Genomic DNA, 18363 nt, shown 5'->3' on the forward strand with positions numbered 1-18363 from the left:
ATATACATATATAAAGGTATTCCAAAAATCAAACCAAAAAAAATATTTGATACCGTTCTTATTCGATTTTTCTATTATTTTTTCGTAACCTGCTGATTTTTAAGCAGTATTTTATTAAAAAATAAAACGTGATAGGGTAGTGAATTCTCCCAATACTCCCAGGTATGTGCTCCTGCACGTTCGGTATAATCGTGATCTACTTTGCTGTAAACCAATCTTCGATGTAGCTCTCTGTTAGGTTCTATCAAAAAATCATCTACACCACAATCTATAATCAAAGGGAGTTTATTTGCTTTAAGTTTGTCCAACATTCCCAATACAGCATATTGCGCATACATTTCAGAATTATCACTTTTATCCCCAAAAACAGGCTGCATTAATTTCACCACCTGTGCCGATGCATCTCTTTGTAGCATTACTCCCATATCTACTGCCCCACTCATACTTCCGGCAGCACAAAACAAATCAGGATGCTTGGCCGACAGATACAAAGCGCCGTGACCTCCCATAGAAAGTCCCGTGATTACCCTTCCGTTCCTGTTGCTTATCGTTCGATATGTTTTATCTACTTTTTGAACAACCTCTTGCGTAATAAAGGTTTCGAACTGACTTCCTTTGTTTACCGGACTATCCAAATAAAAACTAAACGTTTCTCCTTCGGGCATGACTATGATTATATTGTACTGATCGGATAAATTTTGTACTAATTTCTTATTGGGCGTGTTTTTCAACCAATCGCTAAAATGTCCGTAAGCACCATGCAATAAATACATCACCGGAAATGCCGTTTTACTTTTGGCATACGAATTAGGCAAAACAACCGCTGCTTTATAGGTTTTACTCATGGCTGTACTCGCAACTTGCAGGGTATCAACTTTTGCGGCATAACCTACCGCATTGATGCATAATAGCACTACAATCAATAGAAATCTGGCATTTTTCATACTTGAAACATTTTTTGTTTTAGAGGACAAAAGATATTACTTTTTTCTTATTGAATTCTGTTTTTATAAAAAAATAAGGAATATTCTGATTTCAATCGATAATCAGGCGATACCCCTGAGCTCTTATATTGATGATACTGATCTTAGGATCCTCTGAAAGATTTTTTCGCAGTTTTGAAATAAAGACATCTAAACTTCTTCCATTAAAAAAACTATCATCTCCCCAAAGCTCAATAAGAGTTTCTTTTCTTGGGAGCGTTCTGTTTTCATTTGTGGCAAGACGGTAAAGTATCTCTCCTGATCTTGGAGAAAGGGTAAGAACTCTTTTTTCATGAATTAATTTATAATTCTCCGGATCGTATTCATAATCACCAATGATGATACTTTTCTTTTTATATTCACCAGCAGTACGAAAATTCTTTTTCAGAAATCTGTTAATCCTCGCAGTAAGTTCTTCCACACTGAACGGTTTTCGGATATAATCATCAGCCCCCATAGAAAAGCCCTGCAATACATCCTCTGTCAGTACACGTGCCGAGAGAAGAATTAGGGGAATATCATTTCCGTCTTTTCTTATTTGCTTTAATAAAGAATAACCATCAAGCTTTGGCATCATAATATCTGCTACGATAAGATCAAACGACTGATCTCTGAGTGCTTCAAGTCCTTCAGCGCCATCAAGCATCCATTCTACTTCAAATCCTTTTTTTCTAAGCAGAATTGATGTGATTTCTCCTAAATCAGGGTCATCTTCTAAGTATAATATTTTAGTTTTACTCATGAGCCGGTATTTTAATTTCGATACTGGTTCCTTCTGTTTTTTGTTTCAAAACTCTAATGCTTCCGCCTTGTTTTTTCAAGGATTCTCGCACAAAACTCAATCCTAAACCAAATCCTTTTACATTATGGGTGTCATCATTCATGATTTTAAAATATGGTGCAAAGATTTCTTCTTTATATTTTTCAGGAATACCAATACCGTTGTCCTGAATTCTGATGATCACAGTATTGTTCATTTTCCCGGCGGAGATTATAATTCTGGGAGCTCTTTCAGAATATTTCAGAGAATTATCGAGTAAATTCAAAAATATCTGTTTCAGCTGAATCCGACTGCCTTTGATCTGCACATTTTCATCAACATCTTCAAAAACAATCTCTGCCTGTTTTTTTAAAACTATATGCGTTAAATCCTCTTTCACCTCCTGTAATAAAGCGAGTAAATTCACAGAGGACAAAACTAATTTTTCTTTACTATCGCTGCTTCTTGCGTGCTGAAGAATAGAATCTACAAGAAAAGAAAGCTGATTCACTGCTCTATGAATGGCCGCTGTATATTTTTTTACCGCTGCGGGCTCTTCTCCAAGTGTATAAGTTTCCAGAGCTTCTGTTGCAATCATGATGGTTGAAATGGGTATTTTTAGTTCATGCGTCATATTGCGTGTGAAAATCTCCTTATTCTGCAATAAATTCCGATTAAAAATCAAACTTTTGAAAAGAATGAAAATAGTGATCAAAAAAAGAAAAACATAAAATATCGAAAAAAATATAATTTCTTTTATTTCGTAAATTACGACACCTGCCATATTAACAATATGAATGCGGTATTTGTTATTCTCTTGTTGAAATGAGTTTATTGTTTTTGTAGTGTTCCGGTCTGTAATCACAATCCCTTTGGGATAGGTTCTTTTAACATCATTACCTTCAAAATATACTTGAATTTCAGCCTCTTTTTTCAGGAATGCCTTCAATCTCTTTCTAACGGAAGTATACAAAAAATAGTCAAGCTTTTCATGCTCATAAAGCAATCCGTTATTTGAAACTTTTAAATACTGCTTAACCACCTCTGCTTTTGGTTCTGAAACAAATACCTCAACTTTTTTGTTTTTAGATTTGTTTGCCTTTTCAATTTTTTGTTTTAAAGCAGGTTCCTTAAACAGATTCATAAGCAATATCTGAGTAGCCTCAGATTGTACCCGTTCCAGAATTTCTTCCTTTTTATTTTTATAATTCACCTCAATCCAATACCCCTGAAAAGTCAAAACAACAAGAATGGTCAGCACAAATAATGGTTTTCCAAAACTAACAAAGAATTTGTTCATATAGCCTTCTTTTAATTCTTTCGAAATTACACATTAACAAGGAACTATAAAAGCTATGATAACACTATTTAACACTATATAACAGTCTGATAACCCACATTCTAATGTCCGTTCCCGAGATTTGCCAAAGAAAAATTAAGCTATCATTCTTTTATCGAATCGATTAAACTTTAAAACAAATGCATTATGAATATGAATCTTAAAGTCTTAACTGCTGTATGTATTGTCATATCAGCAATTACAGCAAATGCACAAAGCACTACTACAAAACTACCAGGTGATGCTTCATTGCCTTCTTCTAAAGAGAGCCTTGAGAAAATGGTCTCTTTTGATAAAGGAAATTTCAAATACAAGGTAGAAGATTATTTCGCAAAACCAAACGCTTCGTCTTTCAAAATTTCACCGGACGGGCAATACCTGTCTTATAAAGAAAAAGATAAAAACAAGAAAAATCATGTCTATGTAAAAGAACTGAAAACAGGAAAAATTACAAAAGCTATTGTCGAGAAAGAGAACCTTATTGGAAGTTATGGCTGGCTGGACAAGAACAGACTATTTTACACACAGGATAAAGGAGGTAACGAAAACAACCATCTTTATGCTGTAGATATCGATGGTAAAAATCTAAAAGACTTAACTCCTTTTGAAGGGGCAACCTTAAGATCCGTAAAGATCATCAAAGACACCGAATTTGTTATTGTAACGCTCAATAAAAACAACAAACAAATCTTTGAACCTTACAGAATAAACTTCAATACCGGAGAAATGACTCAGCTTTATGAAAATAAGGACGTTAATAGTCCTATCAACAGTTATCTTTTTGATAAAGAAGGAAATATGAGAGGCTATACCGTTCTGGAAAATGGTGTAACCACTAAAACATACTATAAAGATTTAGAAACAGGCAAATTTAACCTTATCCAATCAACAGACTGGAAAAACACCTTCAGTATTATCGAACTGAATGATAATTCTAAGAATAAGGATGAAGCCTATGTAGTGACCAACCTTGATAGCGACAAAGAAAGAATTGTATTATACGACCTAAAGAAAAATACAATTGTTAAAGAAGTTTATTCGGACCCGGTTTATGATGTAAGCTCTATAAGTACTGCCCGTAAAAACAGAAACTATGAACTGGATTATATTAGCTATACTGGCGTAAAAGAAATAACTATACCGGTAAGTAAATTTTATAAAGAGGTTTACAGCAAACTGTCATCACAATTTAAAGATAAGGATTTCTCAATTGCATCTTCAGATAACAATGAAAGTAAACTTTTAGTTTTCGTAACAAGCGATAAACTCTATGGAAGATATTATGAATACGATACAAAAACAAAAAACATAAAATTGCTCTATGATCTTATGCCCCAGCTGAAAGAAAAAGATATGGCAGAAATGAGACCTATTGAATTCAAAAGCAGAGATGGTTTAACCATTCACGGATATATAACATTACCAAAAGCCGCTTTAGAAGGAAAGAAAGTCCCTTTAATTGTTAATCCTCACGGAGGGCCACAATCGATTAGAGATGATTGGGGTTTTAATGCTGAAGCACAACTGTTCGCCAGTAGAGGATATGCTACATTACAAGTTAATTTTAGAATTTCCGGTGGATACGGGAAAGAATTTCAAGAATCAGGCTATAAACAAATTGGAAGAAAGGTTATGGATGATGTAGAAGACGGAGTAAAATATGCGATAAAACAAGGTTGGGTCGATCAAAGTAAAGTGGCCATTTACGGAGGAAGCCATGGAGGATATGCTACCTTAATGGGATTAATCAAAACACCTGATTTATATTCCTGTGGGGTAGATTATGTAGGGGTTTCCAATATTTTTACCTTTTTTAACTCGTTTCCGGAATACTGGAAGCCTTACAAAGAGCAACTAAAAGAAATATGGTATGATTTGGATAATCCTAAGGAGGCTGAAATAGCTAAAGAAGCTTCTCCAATATTTCAGATTGATAAAATCAAAAAACCTTTATTTGTAGTACAGGGAGCAAATGATCCGAGAGTAAATATCAATGAGTCTGACCAAATTGTAAAAGCGATGCGCGCAAAAGGTTTTGAAGTTCCTTATATGGTAAAATACGATGAAGGACACGGGTTTCATAAAGAACCTAGCAAAATAGAACTCTATAAATATATGTTAGGCTTCTTTGCTGAAAACTTCAATAAGTAAAAATTCCGCAAAGAGATACAATATAATTCCGCAAAGAAGCACAAAGGACACGCAGAGATACGCAAAGACTTAAAAAACTTTGTGACTCTCTGTGCTTCTTTTCGTGAATCTCTGTGTGATCTCTTCACGAGTCTCTGTGAAACAACAGAATTCCACAAAGAGACACAAAGGACACGCAGAGATACACAAAGACTTAAAAAAACTTCGTGGGTCTCTGTGTGATTTCTTCGTGGGTCTCTGTGTGATTTTGAAACAACAGAATTCCACAAAGAGACACAAAGGACACGCAAAGACACACAAAAGATTAAAAAACTTCGTGTATCTCTGTGTTTTTTTTCGCGAGTCTTTGTGTGATTTTGAAACAACAGAATCCCGCAAAGAGACACAAAGGACACGCAGAGATACGCAAAGACTAAAAAAAACTTTGTGAATCTCTGTGCTTTTTTTTGCGAGTCTTTGTGTGATTTCTTCGTAAGCCTCTGTGCAACAACAAAAGTTTTACTGAATGACAATTTTATGTTCATTGCGGTATTGAGACGCACTTTTACCGGTGTACTGTTTAAAAGATTTACTAAAGTGACTAAAATTATTGAATCCGCTTTCATAGCAGACTTCATTAATACTCATAGGTTTCTCCGCCAGAAGCTTTGAAGCATGTACCAAACGATATTCATTTACAAATTCGGTAAACGTTTTATTGGAGATTTTTTTAAAGTAACGACAAAAAGAAGGTGTTGTCATACTTATCAGATTCGAAACTTCATCGATGGCAATCGATTCCTGAAAATGATCTTTCACATAATTAAAAATTACATTCATTCGATCATTATCCTGAGTCTGCAATTCTAACGAAAATCCATCGGCATTTAGTACGGTATATTCTTCTGATGAATCTAACTCATCCAAAATACTTAAAAGCGTAAGCAAACGTTCAAACGGAAGCTGATTTTCCATCATCTCGATTCTTTTACCTACATTTTTCTTCGTTTCTCCTCCAAAAGCGATACCTCCTTTTGACTGATTCAAGACATTTCGAACTTTTTTCATTTCGGGTGCCACAAAAAAATCATTGCCCAAAAATTCAGGTTTAATATGAATGACCGTTTCGTCTGTATTCCCCGTCATTTCATTCGTAAAACCACAATGTGGCAGGTTGGCCCCTATCAAAAGTAAACTGCCATTGGTGTAATACGAAACATGGCTTCCTATTTGTCTTTTACCCGCTCCCCCATTGATGTAAACCAGCTCAATTTCGGGATGATAATGCCATAAATGTGCCTTACTGTTCGTTTTTTCCGCATGTTTGGTATACGTAAAGGAGCTTCCGTAAGAATTAGATATCACTTCAAGAGCAGGGGCAATCGTCTTCATGATAAAGTTTTTAGAAAATAATAGCGAATTTAACAAAATCACCTAACATAATTCATATTTTAACCTATAACGGTTTCGTAAATGAGAATATATCATAAAAATCCAAAAAACACTAAATTCAAAATCACAATTATTCCCGTATTTTTTTTATAGTCGTTTTTTTTCCAATCTTTTTTTTAATATATCCTATTTAATCAGGTCTTTTTATAAGTATACAATATATATGTAAGAATTATAGACATATTCATAGATTGTTCAAAATTTAAAATCATTGAAAAATAACAATGCAATTAACAAAAAAACCTCTAATAATTCAAATTTTAACCTATAACGGTTTCGTAAATGAGAATACAGCACATAAATTGGCAAATAGAGTTGCGAAAAAAAATCCGGTTCTAAAGTAATTTAGCTTCAGAGAAATGAACTAATCATTTAAAGCGAAAAGCTATGAAAAACATTTTAAAATTAAGTTTAGTCTGTGCGGTACTCTTTTCAGGAATAAGCACTTATGCAATTGATGAAAATGGTAACAACAACTTTAACCTTCACGTATTAAAGGGTAATGGAAAGCTAATTACGTTTGCTCTAAACCAAGTGCAAAAAGCCAGTTTGAGTATTTATGACCAAAACGGTTCACTAATCTACACTGAAAATGCTTCAGGTAAAGAAGGAATTTTAAGAACCTTTAGTTTAGAAGAATTTCCGGAAGGAACCTATTTCTTAGAAGTAGAAGACAGCGTTAAAAAAATAAGACATGAAATTACAATTACAGATGATAAATCAATATTATCTGCAAAAGCAATTTCATCTACCTATAAAGCAGATTACTCTGCTCAAAATTCAAACGTAGCAGTACGTTAAAAAAGTTTATGCTTTCATAAAGTATAAAAATGAGGTTAGATAGTTAGTAAAGTAAAAACGTGATTGTTTTAAAACAGCTCTTTGTGGTTATTGAGCTGTTTTTTTTTGCTTATAAACTAATGGTTTAACCGCAAGGTGTGCAAGGTTTTTTTTCATATCTTTTTTATACAAACGCAAAGTTCGCAAAGCTAATTATTGATAAAGCCTTGCGAACTTTGCGGTTACTACACGTAATTTGTGATATAAAACTTCGCGCACCTTGCGATTAAATCCTAAAACACACATTTTGTAAGAAAGACAGGCAAAACCACATTGCCTTAACTTTATCAAAACATTAAAATATAATCGTAGAATTAACACTAACACTCAAAATAATTCAAATTTTAACCTATAACGGTTTCGTAAATGAGAATATAGCATAGAAATAAGAAAACAGAGTTGTGAGAAAACCATTGTTTCATAAGTAATTTAGCATCAGATAATTAGAATTATTAATCTAAAAACTAAAAGTCATGAAAAAGATTTTAAAATTAAGTTTAGTATGTGCAGTACTTTTCACTGGAATGAGTACCTATGCAATTGACGGGAATGAAGATTTTAATCTTCATGTATTAAAAGCCAACGGAAAGCTAATTGCATTTGCCCTTAACAAAGTGCAAAAAGCAAATCTGGCAATTTATGATAAAGACGGTAGCATACTTTATACTGAAAATGCTTCAGGTAAAGATGGAATTTTGAGAACTTTTAATCTGGAAGAACTCCCGGCAGGAACCTACTTTCTGGAAGTTGAGGATAACATCAAAAAAGTAAGACATGAAATTACTATTACTGAAGCTACTACGGTACTTTCCAGAAAAGCAATTTCATCGAGTTATAAAGCAGGTTTTTCTGCTAAAAAAACAAGCGTCGCTGCACGTTAAAATTTTACCCCTTACCCAAAAAAGCGAATTTATTTAGTTAGTGAAAATAGTACGTTTTAAACAGCTCTTTGTCGTTATTGAGCTGTTTTTTTTATGTCCTTCTCTCATCTCAAACAACTGATTTTTATATTTTTAGAAAAATATTCTTAATAATTATAAAAGAGTAGTTTTCACACTCGAAAAAAAAATCAAAATAAAAACATCCATCATCCCAGTAAATACGTACATAGTTCACGTAAAACACAGAAACATCTTTAATTCAGCAATTTAAGTATTGAAAAAAGTAAGTTTTTTGCATAAAATTAAATTTCTATTTGTAGTTTTACGCGTTGCAAAATGAGTAATAAACAATTAAAAAAGACATGACAAATTTAACGAAGGTGGGCTTAGTTGTTGCCGTATTTCTAACAACAATTTTTACGTATGCATTTGATGGAAAAGGGGATTATATTTTGAATATAAAAACCGGAAATGGAAAAGTAGTTAGTTTTACTTTAAACTCCATTGAGAAATCAGTTTTTACTATCTATGACGAAAACAATAATTTGGTTTACACAGGAGAAACTGCTTCAAACCAGTTAGAAACGTCAAAAACTTTAAGTTTAGAGGCATATCCTGCCGGAACTTACATCCTGGAAGTAAAAGAAAATGGTAAAGTTGCCAAACATGAAATCACGGTTTCTGCTAAGAAATTAAAAACTGTAAAGATGGACGAATCAGTGAACAAAAGCCCTGCTTTCCGTCGCTAATTGTTTTTACTTGAAATTGAAAAGCATCAGCGGGGCTGATGCTTTTTTTTGTTTATTCCTTTTCTTTCCCTCGTAATTCCTCTCCTATTTGAACTAATTTCCAAAATACAGCAACATCTTGTGGTATAGGAATTTTTAGTTTGCCTACTTTTAAATCTTCGCTATAAAGTGACGAATGCAAAATAGCATAACTTAAATCTAAAACATCAATTGCCGTAAAGCTTTGTTTAAACTCAGGTCGTAATTCCAGACTGTGAGCAAAACAAACATTTCCGGTTTCTTTCTCATCCATAAACAGCAAGCCGTAACAATTGGCAATAAATTGAAAAATTTCGGGATTTAATGTCACACTAGTATTCTCTGCTTTTTGAAAAAGCATCTCCAGCCTGAAATAGCTTTGGCTGTTCTCTAACGCTGTTTTTAAAATAAGCTCTTCCAACTCAGCATTAACACGAAGCCCAACTCTATTTTCTACAAGACGCAAATTATTTATTTTATTTAAATAGTCTTCCATTCGCATACTCTCACTCTCTAAATCTTTATAAAGTTAGATTATTTTTTAGCGCAACTAAAATAATTTCAAGCCTTAAACGTTTTTATATCCATAAGAAATTATTTACCAGACAAGATTTTGCCATTGTTTTCGACTCTAATTTTATCGATAAAGTCAAAAAAACATCGCCAAAACGCATGTTATATTACTGATTTAGATATATTTGCAAAAAACACAATCAGCTAACATTAAATAATTCTCTTGCTTTTAAATTGTTCAAAAAAAATAAAAATAATATCAAGTCCCCATTTAAATCCATTTTCATGAAAGAAAAACTAGCTATTGTAATGCTATTGACTCTGTTTTCTATTCGTGTCTCTGCTCAAAGCGAAAAATTGTATCAAACCGATAAAGTAAGCGACAAATATGCCTATGTTGATGTGATGAAAACCTACGAAAGGGTTGCGGCAAAAGGCTACAAATCTGTTGATTTATTTCAAAAATTAGGAAACTCCTCTTACGCCAAATGTAATCTGGATAAAGCAGCCAAATGGTACCGCGAACTTTTCGCCCTCACCACCGATTTAGAACCTGAATATTATTACCGCTACGCAGAATCGCTGCGATCGATTTCCCTATATCAGGAAGCCGACGCTCTTATTGAAAAATTAAAAACAAAAGTTCCGGTAAAAAAGAAAGCTTAATAGAACATTGATATAAATAAACCTTTCATTTTTGGGAGGTTTTCTTTTTTACCTTTTATAAGATTCTCCACAATCTTGTCATTTCGACGTAAGGAGAAATCACAATCGAAACTCTACAAAGATTGTCAATTTACTTTGCGGAAATACTAGTGTGATTTCTCCCTTCGGTCGAAATGACAACTGTACTCTCACTCAATACCCAATAAATGGCACGTGCTCGTGAACACTTTTTTCTTAATTATTTTTAATAAATCTTACATACATTCCATTCTCTGATGTATGTGCGGTAACTTCTCCATTTACTGAATTGTCGCCGTCCATTAAACCGATAAAATCATTACTGTTTTTACTTATCTGTACTTTTGTACCCCAAAATAACACACAATAGTCTAATGGATAAAAATCAATTTCATTTACAGTACTCCTATAACCGCCAGGGACAGCATTAAATTCAGAGCTATTATCTCCATCCCAATTTTTAGATTTTAAATGCAATCCTGCATTGTCATATCCACCTAAAAATGTAATTATTTCTTTCCATTCTTTATGCGTCGGAATATGAAATCCGTTGGGACATAAACCTCTTGGATCATTGACAGCGAATCCATTATAAATTTTACCAATTTTTTTCTTATTCTTTTCATTACTTTCATGATAGCACCAAGCTGGTTTTTTTAATTTACCATACTTTCTCCATTCCTGCATTGTTTTTGCTTCAGGTATTACGTCACCATTTCTAAAACGACTTACATTTAAGTTTTGATTTGAAATAAAATATTTATCAATTTTAATTACTGTGTATTTATTCCCATCAATATCGGTGGTGATATTATTTTGAATTTTATTTGGGATTAATAACAATAAAATGAATGATAGAAATAATTTTCCCATTTTTTAGTTATTTGTAAATTATTGAATTCTATTGGTTTTACAAAATGTAATCACTATAGCGGAGGCTTTCTTTAAATGGTTAATTTTTCATTTTAATAGAAACTTCCTTAACTTTTAGTTTTTAATAATTTTTTTATTAATTAAAGTTCCATTCCATTTTATTTGAGCGGTATAAATTCCTTTAGGCAAAGATGATATATCAATTTGAGAGGAATTTGACAGCGTTTGAAGTAATTTCCCATTTAAGTCAAAAACACTTATGTTTTCAACTTCATTACTACTGTCCACATTTAACTGCATAAAATCAGATGAGGGATTTGGATAAAAAACAATCGCCTTTTTTTGAGTCACATCGATTGTGCTCAAATTATTGGCGTACTTCCAAAATCTATTATCTTTAGAATAATATAGAAAGTCTTTATAAATAAAAGGATTTCTAATATCGTTTAATGCACTAATATTTTGAACAGTTTGCGTACTAGAATTGAATATCCATCCTTTTCTGATATAGTTTTTATCTATCCCTGACAGAATTAAATTTTCCTCATCATTAATTTTTATAATAGAACCATTCGTATTAGCTAAATTAGTTACAGGCAATGTCAAATCATTTGATGCTGATAGCTCCTTAATATTTACAACAGTGTTATCAGTAAGACTTAACGATACTAATTCTGTACCTGCAGTTTGATTTGAAGTAGTAAAAATGAGAGAATTTCCTATATTAACTAAATTTGATGCAAAAAAATACTCATTCGCATTTTTTTCATATACTGTAGTAATGGTTTTGTTTACTATATTATACTTTAATATTACTAAGTTATTACTACTTGAGCTAGATTTTTTGATGGTAAAAAACATTAAGTATAAATCGTTATTTACTACAATAACATCATCATAGTGAACCAAATTTCCTAAACTTCTTACCGTGGCAACATTTTTTGTGTTTTCAAGAGTTCCATCAGTTTCAAACAAAAAATATCTGGTAGTAAAATAGAGTTTTCCGTTAGCTTCAATAAACTGCGTTAGTATAGAAGTTCCTCCAGTCCCATCAAGATAGCCTGAACCATTACCATCAAATTCACCAGTTATCGGAAATGTTCCTTCAGTTGTTCCATCACTTCTCCAAACTCTCGAATTATTAGTACTTGGAGGTTGAAATGAAAATATAAAAGTATTATTGCATTTTCCTTCAAAAGAAGGCGAATTCCAAATCGACAAATTATCTTTTACTAAAACAGTTCCTATAGTTGTTCCATCAGTTTTCCAAACCTCTAATTTTTCATTATCTTTTTTAAGTAGAAAATAAATTACATTTCCAACTGTTGTTAATTTTAAAACTCTTCCGTTAATAAAATTAGTTATTTTCTCTGTTCCGCTTTCAGTACCGTCTGTTTTCCATATTTCTCCTAACGAATTTTCATCTTTAGCTAAAAAATAGAGCTTATTATTCAAAATTGCGGCGTTTAGTGCTAATGAACGAGATATTCCATTACCAGTCCCAGGATAAATATCCTTTACTAAAGTCGTATTTGCCGCTGTTCCATCACTCTGCCAAACTTCTCCACCAGTACTCTGTTGATAACCAGTTAAAAAAATCTTATCATTGAATTGTATACAATTCCCTGCTCCACCTGGAGTAAAATTATAAATTTCCTGTTGTGCCTTAGCTTCAATAAATAAAAGAGTTAAAAAAAGTAAAAGTAATTTTCTTTTCATAGGGTTTTAATAATATAAATTCCGTTAGACAATAGCTTGAAAAATTAGTACGTAAATATATATTAATAATTAAAAAGTAGTAAAAAAAATAGAGGATTAATTAAAAAACTAATCCTCTATTTTATTGATTCTCAAAATATCTACATATTCCTTCTATATTGATTTACCCTTATTTTATTGATATAAATAAAATTTTAGTCAACCATTAGCTAACAGCTATAAAGATTGGCATTTATATTTTTGCTTTTCTAAACTAAACTGGCATTATAAAGACTAATCTTAGATTTGTTCATTTGAGAATTTTTTAATACGAAATACAAAATAAAAAAACATACTAAAATTAGCAACTATAAATAATATTGAAATAAATTCTTTCATTGCATATTCAGAAATCGCTAAATTTAACAGTGGGAGAATAACTCCAATAAGTAAACTAACTTTAATCGTGTTTATAATATCAATCTCAATTACGGACAAACCATCATTTACTCTTTTTACCGATTTCAAAAGTTTTGGCAAAATATCAGATTCTATGTCAGAACAAATAACTGCAAGCATTTCTTTAAAATTATACTTTTCTAAATCATAATTTGAATTAATTTCATGTATTAACCTTGATAATCTGTCCTTGCTATCCTTGTTTAATTTATTATAATCAAAAACGTCGTATTTATTGAGGTTAGAGGAAAGCCTTGAAAGATGATTTATTTCACTTAGTCTTTGGAGAAAATCAATTTCATAAATTAATTCATTATCGTAATAATCATTATATAAGACAGTTTCAAAAACTTCAGGTTTTTTACGATTATTTACAATACTAATCATTGATAAGAACATATCGCTTTCAACATCTAAATGGTCTTCGTGTTCATTAAGTTCCTCTATTAGTTCATAATCTTCTGGTTTGTAGTCAGAATAAGACATGAGTTTGTAATCAAAATAATCTACTGATTTAAATTTATTGACTTCTAATAGGTTTTTCGTCGAATTATCATGCTTCCATACTCCGTAATAATTCGTAACCTCATAAAGAATACGTCTTAGAGCAGTAATCTTTTCGGATAAACTTATAGCATTGGCTTTAGCCGTAATTTTACTTTCTTTGGATATATTTAACCTTCCAAAGAGAAAGGTCGTTAGAATTGCGGAAAAGATTCCATTAACAGTAATTATTACTTCAAGTATTTTATCATTGTTTTGAAATAATTTTTCAAGGTAAATAATTGTTGAATAGCTGAAAAGATTTGCAATTATAAGTACGTAAAATATAATAAGTAAAATTTTAGACTTGCTATACATATATTTTTTTTGAACAAAAATATTGATAACTATCTTGAAAAGTAAATCAACTTACTATTATTTTTTAATTCTTTAAATGAGTTTTTTAGTTTTCTTAAATCCATAAAGTGAAATTTCAAAAAATTAATAACCTTTGGATTAATTTGATAAATTAGCAAACGAAATTAAAAAAATATACGTAGAGCTATGACAGAAATTGAAATGACTGAGTTTTTCGAAAGCTATGGTCGAATGCCTGCTTTTTCAAGAATTAAAAAAATTTACGACATAACAAACAATCTTGATTTATTTTTGCTAAAAATTCTGAGAAGTGATTTTAGAAGATATTCACTTAAAAAAAATTTTCAATTAGTAAAAGATTTCCACTCTGGAAAAATAACCGAAGTTGGCTACGAATACGAGTCAGCAATGTCCTTTATCGAATTATACAACTTAAAAAACAATGCTTTAATAATAGATATTAAAGACGAAACATTTGATGAAATTGTTTGGTCTCTGCCTGAAAGAGATTGCGAAGATGCGGAAATTCTCTTCGAAGGAATGTCTGAATTTCTATATGAAATTGACGAATTAATTAGACACGAACAAAATGAAATTAAAAAATCTAGTCCAGTAAATAATAATACTGAAGAAGAAGAAGAAGAAGAAGAGGAAGAACTAATTGATTATAGCGAAAATAGCTATAGTTCAAAAGTTATTTTTTTAGAAAAACTAGGAGTTCTCGAATATCTCAAAAATAAACCTCCATTCAATACATCTGTAAACAGCTTAGCAAATGCTTTAAGTGGTGTTACAGGTGTAAAAGCGACAACATTACAACCAATGTTAAATGCTATGATAAGCAAAGGTATATCAGAAAAAAACAATCCTTTAAAATCAATAAAAACGGTAAATGTTGTTGTTAATAAATTAGTAAACATCGGTTATAAAGCGGAATAGAATAAAAAGAAATACCAGCCCATTATAATTAAGGCACTTATCGACCTGCAATCAAACATTTTTGTTTTCTAAAAGTAATACATCCGCTAAATCTATTCCGTCTTCATAGTTGGTATTTTCCAACCAGTCATTAACAACAATATCAAAATTAAAACCATTCAACTGTTTTGCTTTAATTAACCAATCATTGTATTCGCTTTTGTCTGGAAATGCAATAATTCTATATTGCTTAATTGGCAACAATAACTCGTATTTTAAACCGCCTTTACTACCTGTAGCCATCCAAATATACTCAGGTTTAAAAAGACTCATTAAAACTGCTGTTTTTTCACTTTCAACTAATCCAATGACTTTCGCATTAACCCCATTAATGAGATGTAATCCAAACAAACACTGCCTAAGATTAAAATCATGTATAATTCCTTTCCTTTTCAATACACTATGAACCCAATCAATTAACGCTTTGCCGTCATTATTTTTTATTCTTTTCCCTGTTTCTTTATTGTAAGCCAATATTTTACCCGCATGAGCACATTCATAATTATCAATTTGCCAAAAAACTGTAGAACAATCCCAACGATTTGATGTACTTATTAAGTATTTCGAAACTACTTCGTTTACCGCTTTTTCTGGAAAATTATTCATTAAAAATTGAATAAAATTATTTCTCTTTTTTGAAAGGAAGCCACTTTCAACTAATTGCAAACTATGAAAACTAGTTTCGACATAATCAATAATCCTTTCTTTTTTGATAATTATACCGTTAGATGGCACATTAAAATAACCACAACTACTTTCACGGTCACACCTACCTAAATCATCACTTAAATAGGATTTGGTTTCAGTATCAATAAACTTAACTAATGTCTTCATTTTACACATTGGGCAAATAAACTTTTTACTACTGGTGTCTAAACTATATTTATACTTCTTCATTGTTTTGTTTTGTTTGTTCACGGTGTTCATCTTTAAAAGTGTGAACACTGTGAACACGTTTATAATTTAAGATACTTGTTCACTGTTCCAACTGCGATACCCAATTCGTCTGAAATCTCTCTTTGAGTTTTACCACTGTCACTAAGTTCTTTAGCAAGCTCAATCAGTTCATCCCTATCTGCCTTATCTACTTTATTTGATTCTTTTAAATGAGTTTTTTCTTCATCAAAATCTAAGAACTCAAATTCTAGAAAATTGTGAGGCTTTATTATCTGACAAACACAAACATTATCAGCACCATAAATCTCTTCGGTATTTCGTTGTTTAATCTGTTTAATATATCTTAAACTAGAATCTGCGGAGCTTTGGCCAATCGTAAATGAACTATCACAAAAATTCATCAACATTTTGCTTCCTGCCAAATCGTTTTTAGTTATTGCTTTGGACAAATCACGTTTAGGAGTATGAGCCAAAACCAACATTGACAAATCATATTTACTTTTCAATGCTTTTAATTTCTTCATCAAAGGAAGCGCATCTTTTGCTGATTCATTACCACTTTTAAGGTATGTTAGATTATCGACTATGATAGTTTTAGCACCTGTTTTAGCGATTGACCACTCTAATGAATTTAAAAGATAAGTTTCAAAATCTGTATTTGATGGTAAGTCCGCATCGCTATTGATTTCTATTCGACTAAAACCATTATCGAAATAATAATGTTCATCATAATTTTTAGAATATCTATTTTCAAATTGTTTAGCGGATAACTCAAAATCAAGATATAGAACAGCCTGCTTTTCTGCATCTAATTTAAAAGGCGTTATTTCCTTGTTTTTACTTATACTGTCAGCAATTTGAACCGCTAGGATTGATTTACCAACATTGGAATCAGCAAATAGAATACACAGTTCTCCTTCGAACCAAAACTCACCAAAAAGCTTTTTTGGTACAGGTTTATTTTTTGCTTCTTCCATCCATTCATTACCAGTTTTAATGGTGAACAAACCAATATTTTCATATTTAACTATATTATTGCTTGTCATTGCTTCATCAATTACATTACTTAATACTTCCAATCCGTTGCTTAAATTTTCCATAGTTTATGAATTGATAGGTTTAACTGCTTCTAATACTTCATCTCTTTTATAGTACACACGATTTCCAATACCATAGCTTTTAAGCCTTCCACTTTTTGTATGTTTCCATAGGCTTGTCTTATTGAAAGAAAGAAGCTCACAAACCTCATCTCGAGTTAGTAAAGGATTTTCGGATAAATTTTGTTCCTGAGTTTTTGCAAGTAACAATGGCTTTAATACTTCTGCTAATTGTTCTATTGTAATACCGTTTAAAAAAATTTGATTGTTCATAATTACCATGTTTTAATTTCTATGGTACAAATGAAGATTAGGGATTTTTTAGGGTTTCCCTAATTCGAACAGCAAAAACTTAATCGCTTGATTTTATACAAAATAGGTGCAATAATTTATTTTTCATTGATTAGGAGCTTAGCCTAAAATTGAATCCAACTAAGACGCAATAAAAAATAAATGCATGTTTTTTTTAGTCAAAGTGCATCTTTTTTAAAAGTTTCACATATTTATTAAAAGACAACAGACATAACCCAAGAGATTAGCAACCTCTCTTGACCTTTTTATATCCAATTTAGAATGAAAGAAAAGTTTAATGAATTAATCAACAATGCAAATAGCAAAAGATACAAGGCCTATTATAAGCTTAACCAGTTACCAGAGTTAACAGGTTTATCAATAAGAATGTTGAAATACAAAATGATTAAAATCAAAGAAAAATATGCTGGAGTAACTAATTTACTAGACAAAGATGGCAAGCAATGGAAAATACACTATTCAATCATTAATGAGTTTATGCCAATCAATAAACGAAAAACTTATACTGAAAACAATTACGATTGGCAAAGCTTTGTATCGTGGAATCCTTTTGAGAACTATGACAAGGAATATCATCAGGAATTGATTTATCAGATAAAAAATGAGATGCCAGACAAATACATAAAGTACACAATAGAAATGGATGGGAGAGGATTCAACCATGTTCACTTTATCACAGATGGTAATTTATCCGAAGTAAAAACAATAGTTGAAAATGTGATTTATAAGTACTTTTCCTGGAACGAAATCTCTTTTGAGGCTACAAGTATAACAAATAAATATAATTGCTTAAACTACACTAATAAAGCACCAATAATAACAGAAATAATATAAATTAC

Annotated in this window: 18 protein-coding genes; 7 read left to right on the forward strand and 11 right to left on the reverse strand. The window is 31.4% G+C overall.

What is annotated here, in order from left to right; translation table 11 throughout:
- Window positions 1–74: 74 nt before the first annotated feature.
- From BHE19_RS09430 to BHE19_RS09440, 3 genes are all read right to left on the reverse strand, one after another.
- Window positions 75–944: an alpha/beta hydrolase gene (locus tag BHE19_RS09430; protein WP_070906893.1), complete on the reverse strand. Its 870-nt coding sequence runs from the start codon at window positions 942–944 to the stop codon at window positions 75–77.
- Window positions 945–1035: 91 nt separating this feature from the next.
- Window positions 1036–1725 (reverse strand): response regulator transcription factor, encoded by a 690-nt coding sequence (locus tag BHE19_RS09435; RefSeq protein ID WP_070906894.1) that lies wholly within the window; start codon window positions 1723–1725, stop codon window positions 1036–1038.
- Window positions 1718–3043, reverse strand: a complete 1326-nt coding sequence (locus tag BHE19_RS09440) for a sensor histidine kinase (RefSeq protein ID WP_070906895.1) — start codon at window positions 3041–3043, stop codon at window positions 1718–1720. Before BHE19_RS09440 ends, BHE19_RS09435 begins: the two co-directional genes overlap by 8 nt.
- 192 nt (window positions 3044–3235) lie before the next feature.
- Here BHE19_RS09440 and BHE19_RS09445 point away from each other — a divergent pair, with 192 nt between their 5' ends.
- Window positions 3236–5233: a S9 family peptidase gene (locus BHE19_RS09445; protein WP_394332174.1), complete on the forward strand. Its 1998-nt coding sequence runs from the start codon at window positions 3236–3238 to the stop codon at window positions 5231–5233.
- Window positions 5234–5731: 498 nt separating this feature from the next.
- On the opposite strand, the gene BHE19_RS09450 is transcribed toward BHE19_RS09445, so the two are convergent.
- Window positions 5732–6604 carry an AraC family transcriptional regulator gene (locus tag BHE19_RS09450; protein WP_070906897.1) on the reverse strand — a complete coding sequence of 291 codons (873 nt, stop codon included), beginning with the start codon at window positions 6602–6604 and terminating at the stop codon, window positions 5732–5734.
- A gap of 447 nt (window positions 6605–7051) precedes the next feature.
- Between BHE19_RS09450 and BHE19_RS09455 the strand changes: the two genes are divergently transcribed.
- The 3 genes from BHE19_RS09455 (at window position 7052) to BHE19_RS09465 (ending at window position 9134) form a co-directional block, all read left to right on the forward strand.
- On the forward strand, window positions 7052–7465 hold the full coding sequence (locus BHE19_RS09455; protein ID WP_070906898.1) for a T9SS type A sorting domain-containing protein: 414 nt from the start codon (window positions 7052–7054) through the stop codon (window positions 7463–7465).
- 512 nt (window positions 7466–7977) lie between these two features.
- Window positions 7978–8385: a T9SS type A sorting domain-containing protein gene (locus BHE19_RS09460; RefSeq protein WP_070906899.1), complete on the forward strand. Its 408-nt coding sequence runs from the start codon at window positions 7978–7980 to the stop codon at window positions 8383–8385.
- A gap of 362 nt (window positions 8386–8747) precedes the next feature.
- Window positions 8748–9134 carry a secretion protein gene (locus BHE19_RS09465; RefSeq protein ID WP_070906900.1) on the forward strand — a complete coding sequence of 129 codons (387 nt, stop codon included), beginning with the start codon at window positions 8748–8750 and terminating at the stop codon, window positions 9132–9134.
- A 52-nt stretch (window positions 9135–9186) separates the two neighbouring features.
- Here BHE19_RS09465 and BHE19_RS09470 read toward each other — a convergent pair whose 3' ends face one another.
- Window positions 9187–9648, reverse strand: coding sequence for a type ISP restriction/modification enzyme (locus tag BHE19_RS09470; RefSeq protein ID WP_083342503.1), 462 nt, complete (start codon window positions 9646–9648; stop codon window positions 9187–9189).
- A 302-nt stretch (window positions 9649–9950) separates the two neighbouring features.
- Between BHE19_RS09470 and BHE19_RS09475 the strand changes: the two genes are divergently transcribed.
- Entirely contained in the window at window positions 9951–10331 is a 381-nt protein-coding gene (locus BHE19_RS09475) for a flagellar motor protein MotB (RefSeq protein ID WP_070906901.1), read from the forward strand.
- Between the two features lie 234 nt (window positions 10332–10565).
- On the opposite strand, the gene BHE19_RS09480 is transcribed toward BHE19_RS09475, so the two are convergent.
- From BHE19_RS09480 to BHE19_RS09490, 3 genes are all read right to left on the reverse strand, one after another.
- Entirely contained in the window at window positions 10566–11222 is a 657-nt protein-coding gene (locus BHE19_RS09480; protein ID WP_070906902.1) for a fibrobacter succinogenes major paralogous domain-containing protein, read from the reverse strand.
- 114 nt (window positions 11223–11336) lie between these two features.
- Window positions 11337–12941 (reverse strand): T9SS type A sorting domain-containing protein, encoded by a 1605-nt coding sequence (locus BHE19_RS09485; RefSeq protein ID WP_070906903.1) that lies wholly within the window; start codon window positions 12939–12941, stop codon window positions 11337–11339.
- Window positions 12942–13220: 279 nt separating this feature from the next.
- Window positions 13221–14240: a hypothetical protein gene (locus tag BHE19_RS09490; RefSeq protein WP_070906904.1), complete on the reverse strand. Its 1020-nt coding sequence runs from the start codon at window positions 14238–14240 to the stop codon at window positions 13221–13223.
- Between the two features lie 186 nt (window positions 14241–14426).
- Between BHE19_RS09490 and BHE19_RS09495 the strand changes: the two genes are divergently transcribed.
- Window positions 14427–15179 (forward strand): hypothetical protein, encoded by a 753-nt coding sequence (locus tag BHE19_RS09495; protein WP_070906905.1) that lies wholly within the window; start codon window positions 14427–14429, stop codon window positions 15177–15179.
- A gap of 51 nt (window positions 15180–15230) precedes the next feature.
- Here BHE19_RS09495 and BHE19_RS09500 read toward each other — a convergent pair whose 3' ends face one another.
- Genes BHE19_RS09500 through BHE19_RS09510 form a run of 3 tightly spaced genes read right to left on the reverse strand, consistent with a single transcriptional unit; the run spans window position 15231 to window position 17485 of the window.
- A complete protein-coding gene (locus BHE19_RS09500) occupies window positions 15231–16115 on the reverse strand; it encodes a DUF6371 domain-containing protein (RefSeq protein ID WP_070907142.1) in 885 nt (294 codons plus the stop codon).
- Between the two features lie 59 nt (window positions 16116–16174).
- A complete protein-coding gene (locus BHE19_RS09505) occupies window positions 16175–17215 on the reverse strand; it encodes an AAA family ATPase (RefSeq protein WP_070906906.1) in 1041 nt (346 codons plus the stop codon).
- A 3-nt stretch (window positions 17216–17218) separates the two neighbouring features.
- Entirely contained in the window at window positions 17219–17485 is a 267-nt protein-coding gene (locus tag BHE19_RS09510) for a helix-turn-helix domain-containing protein (protein ID WP_233431368.1), read from the reverse strand.
- 300 nt (window positions 17486–17785) lie between these two features.
- Here BHE19_RS09510 and BHE19_RS09515 point away from each other — a divergent pair, with 300 nt between their 5' ends.
- A complete protein-coding gene (locus BHE19_RS09515; protein ID WP_070906908.1) occupies window positions 17786–18358 on the forward strand; it encodes a hypothetical protein in 573 nt (190 codons plus the stop codon).
- Window positions 18359–18363: the final 5 nt, after the last annotated feature.

Origin of the sequence: Flavobacterium tructae (assembly GCF_001853485.1) — a bacterium.
Classification (GTDB): Bacteria; Bacteroidota; Bacteroidia; order Flavobacteriales; family Flavobacteriaceae; genus Flavobacterium; species Flavobacterium tructae.

Bases quoted from the DNA above. Each gene is read 5' to 3' on its own strand.
- BHE19_RS09505 (WP_070906906.1), bottom strand. From the start codon at position 17,215: ATGGAAAATTTAAGCAACGGATTGGAAGTATTAAGTAATGTAATTGAT.
- BHE19_RS09500 (WP_070907142.1), bottom strand. From the start codon at position 16,115: ATGAAGAAGTATAAATATAGTTTAGACACCAGTAGTAAAAAGTTTATT.
- BHE19_RS09440 (WP_070906895.1), bottom strand. From the start codon at position 3,043: ATGAACAAATTCTTTGTTAGTTTTGGAAAACCATTATTTGTGCTGACC.
- BHE19_RS09445 (WP_394332174.1), top strand. From the start codon at position 3,236: ATGAATCTTAAAGTCTTAACTGCTGTATGTATTGTCATATCAGCAATT.
- BHE19_RS09435 (WP_070906894.1), bottom strand. From the start codon at position 1,725: ATGAGTAAAACTAAAATATTATACTTAGAAGATGACCCTGATTTAGGA.
- BHE19_RS09430 (WP_070906893.1), bottom strand. From the start codon at position 944: ATGAAAAATGCCAGATTTCTATTGATTGTAGTGCTATTATGCATCAAT.
- BHE19_RS09485 (WP_070906903.1), bottom strand. From the start codon at position 12,941: ATGAAAAGAAAATTACTTTTACTTTTTTTAACTCTTTTATTTATTGAA.
- BHE19_RS09465 (WP_070906900.1), top strand. From the start codon at position 8,748: ATGACAAATTTAACGAAGGTGGGCTTAGTTGTTGCCGTATTTCTAACA.
- BHE19_RS09495 (WP_070906905.1), top strand. From the start codon at position 14,427: ATGACAGAAATTGAAATGACTGAGTTTTTCGAAAGCTATGGTCGAATG.
- BHE19_RS09480 (WP_070906902.1), bottom strand. From the start codon at position 11,222: ATGGGAAAATTATTTCTATCATTCATTTTATTGTTATTAATCCCAAAT.
- BHE19_RS09510 (WP_233431368.1), bottom strand. From the start codon at position 17,485: ATGAACAATCAAATTTTTTTAAACGGTATTACAATAGAACAATTAGCA.
- BHE19_RS09515 (WP_070906908.1), top strand. From the start codon at position 17,786: ATGAAAGAAAAGTTTAATGAATTAATCAACAATGCAAATAGCAAAAGA.
- BHE19_RS09475 (WP_070906901.1), top strand. From the start codon at position 9,951: ATGAAAGAAAAACTAGCTATTGTAATGCTATTGACTCTGTTTTCTATT.
- BHE19_RS09470 (WP_083342503.1), bottom strand. From the start codon at position 9,648: ATGGAAGACTATTTAAATAAAATAAATAATTTGCGTCTTGTAGAAAAT.
- BHE19_RS09490 (WP_070906904.1), bottom strand. From the start codon at position 14,240: ATGTATAGCAAGTCTAAAATTTTACTTATTATATTTTACGTACTTATA.
- BHE19_RS09455 (WP_070906898.1), top strand. From the start codon at position 7,052: ATGAAAAACATTTTAAAATTAAGTTTAGTCTGTGCGGTACTCTTTTCA.
- BHE19_RS09450 (WP_070906897.1), bottom strand. From the start codon at position 6,604: ATGAAGACGATTGCCCCTGCTCTTGAAGTGATATCTAATTCTTACGGA.
- BHE19_RS09460 (WP_070906899.1), top strand. From the start codon at position 7,978: ATGAAAAAGATTTTAAAATTAAGTTTAGTATGTGCAGTACTTTTCACT.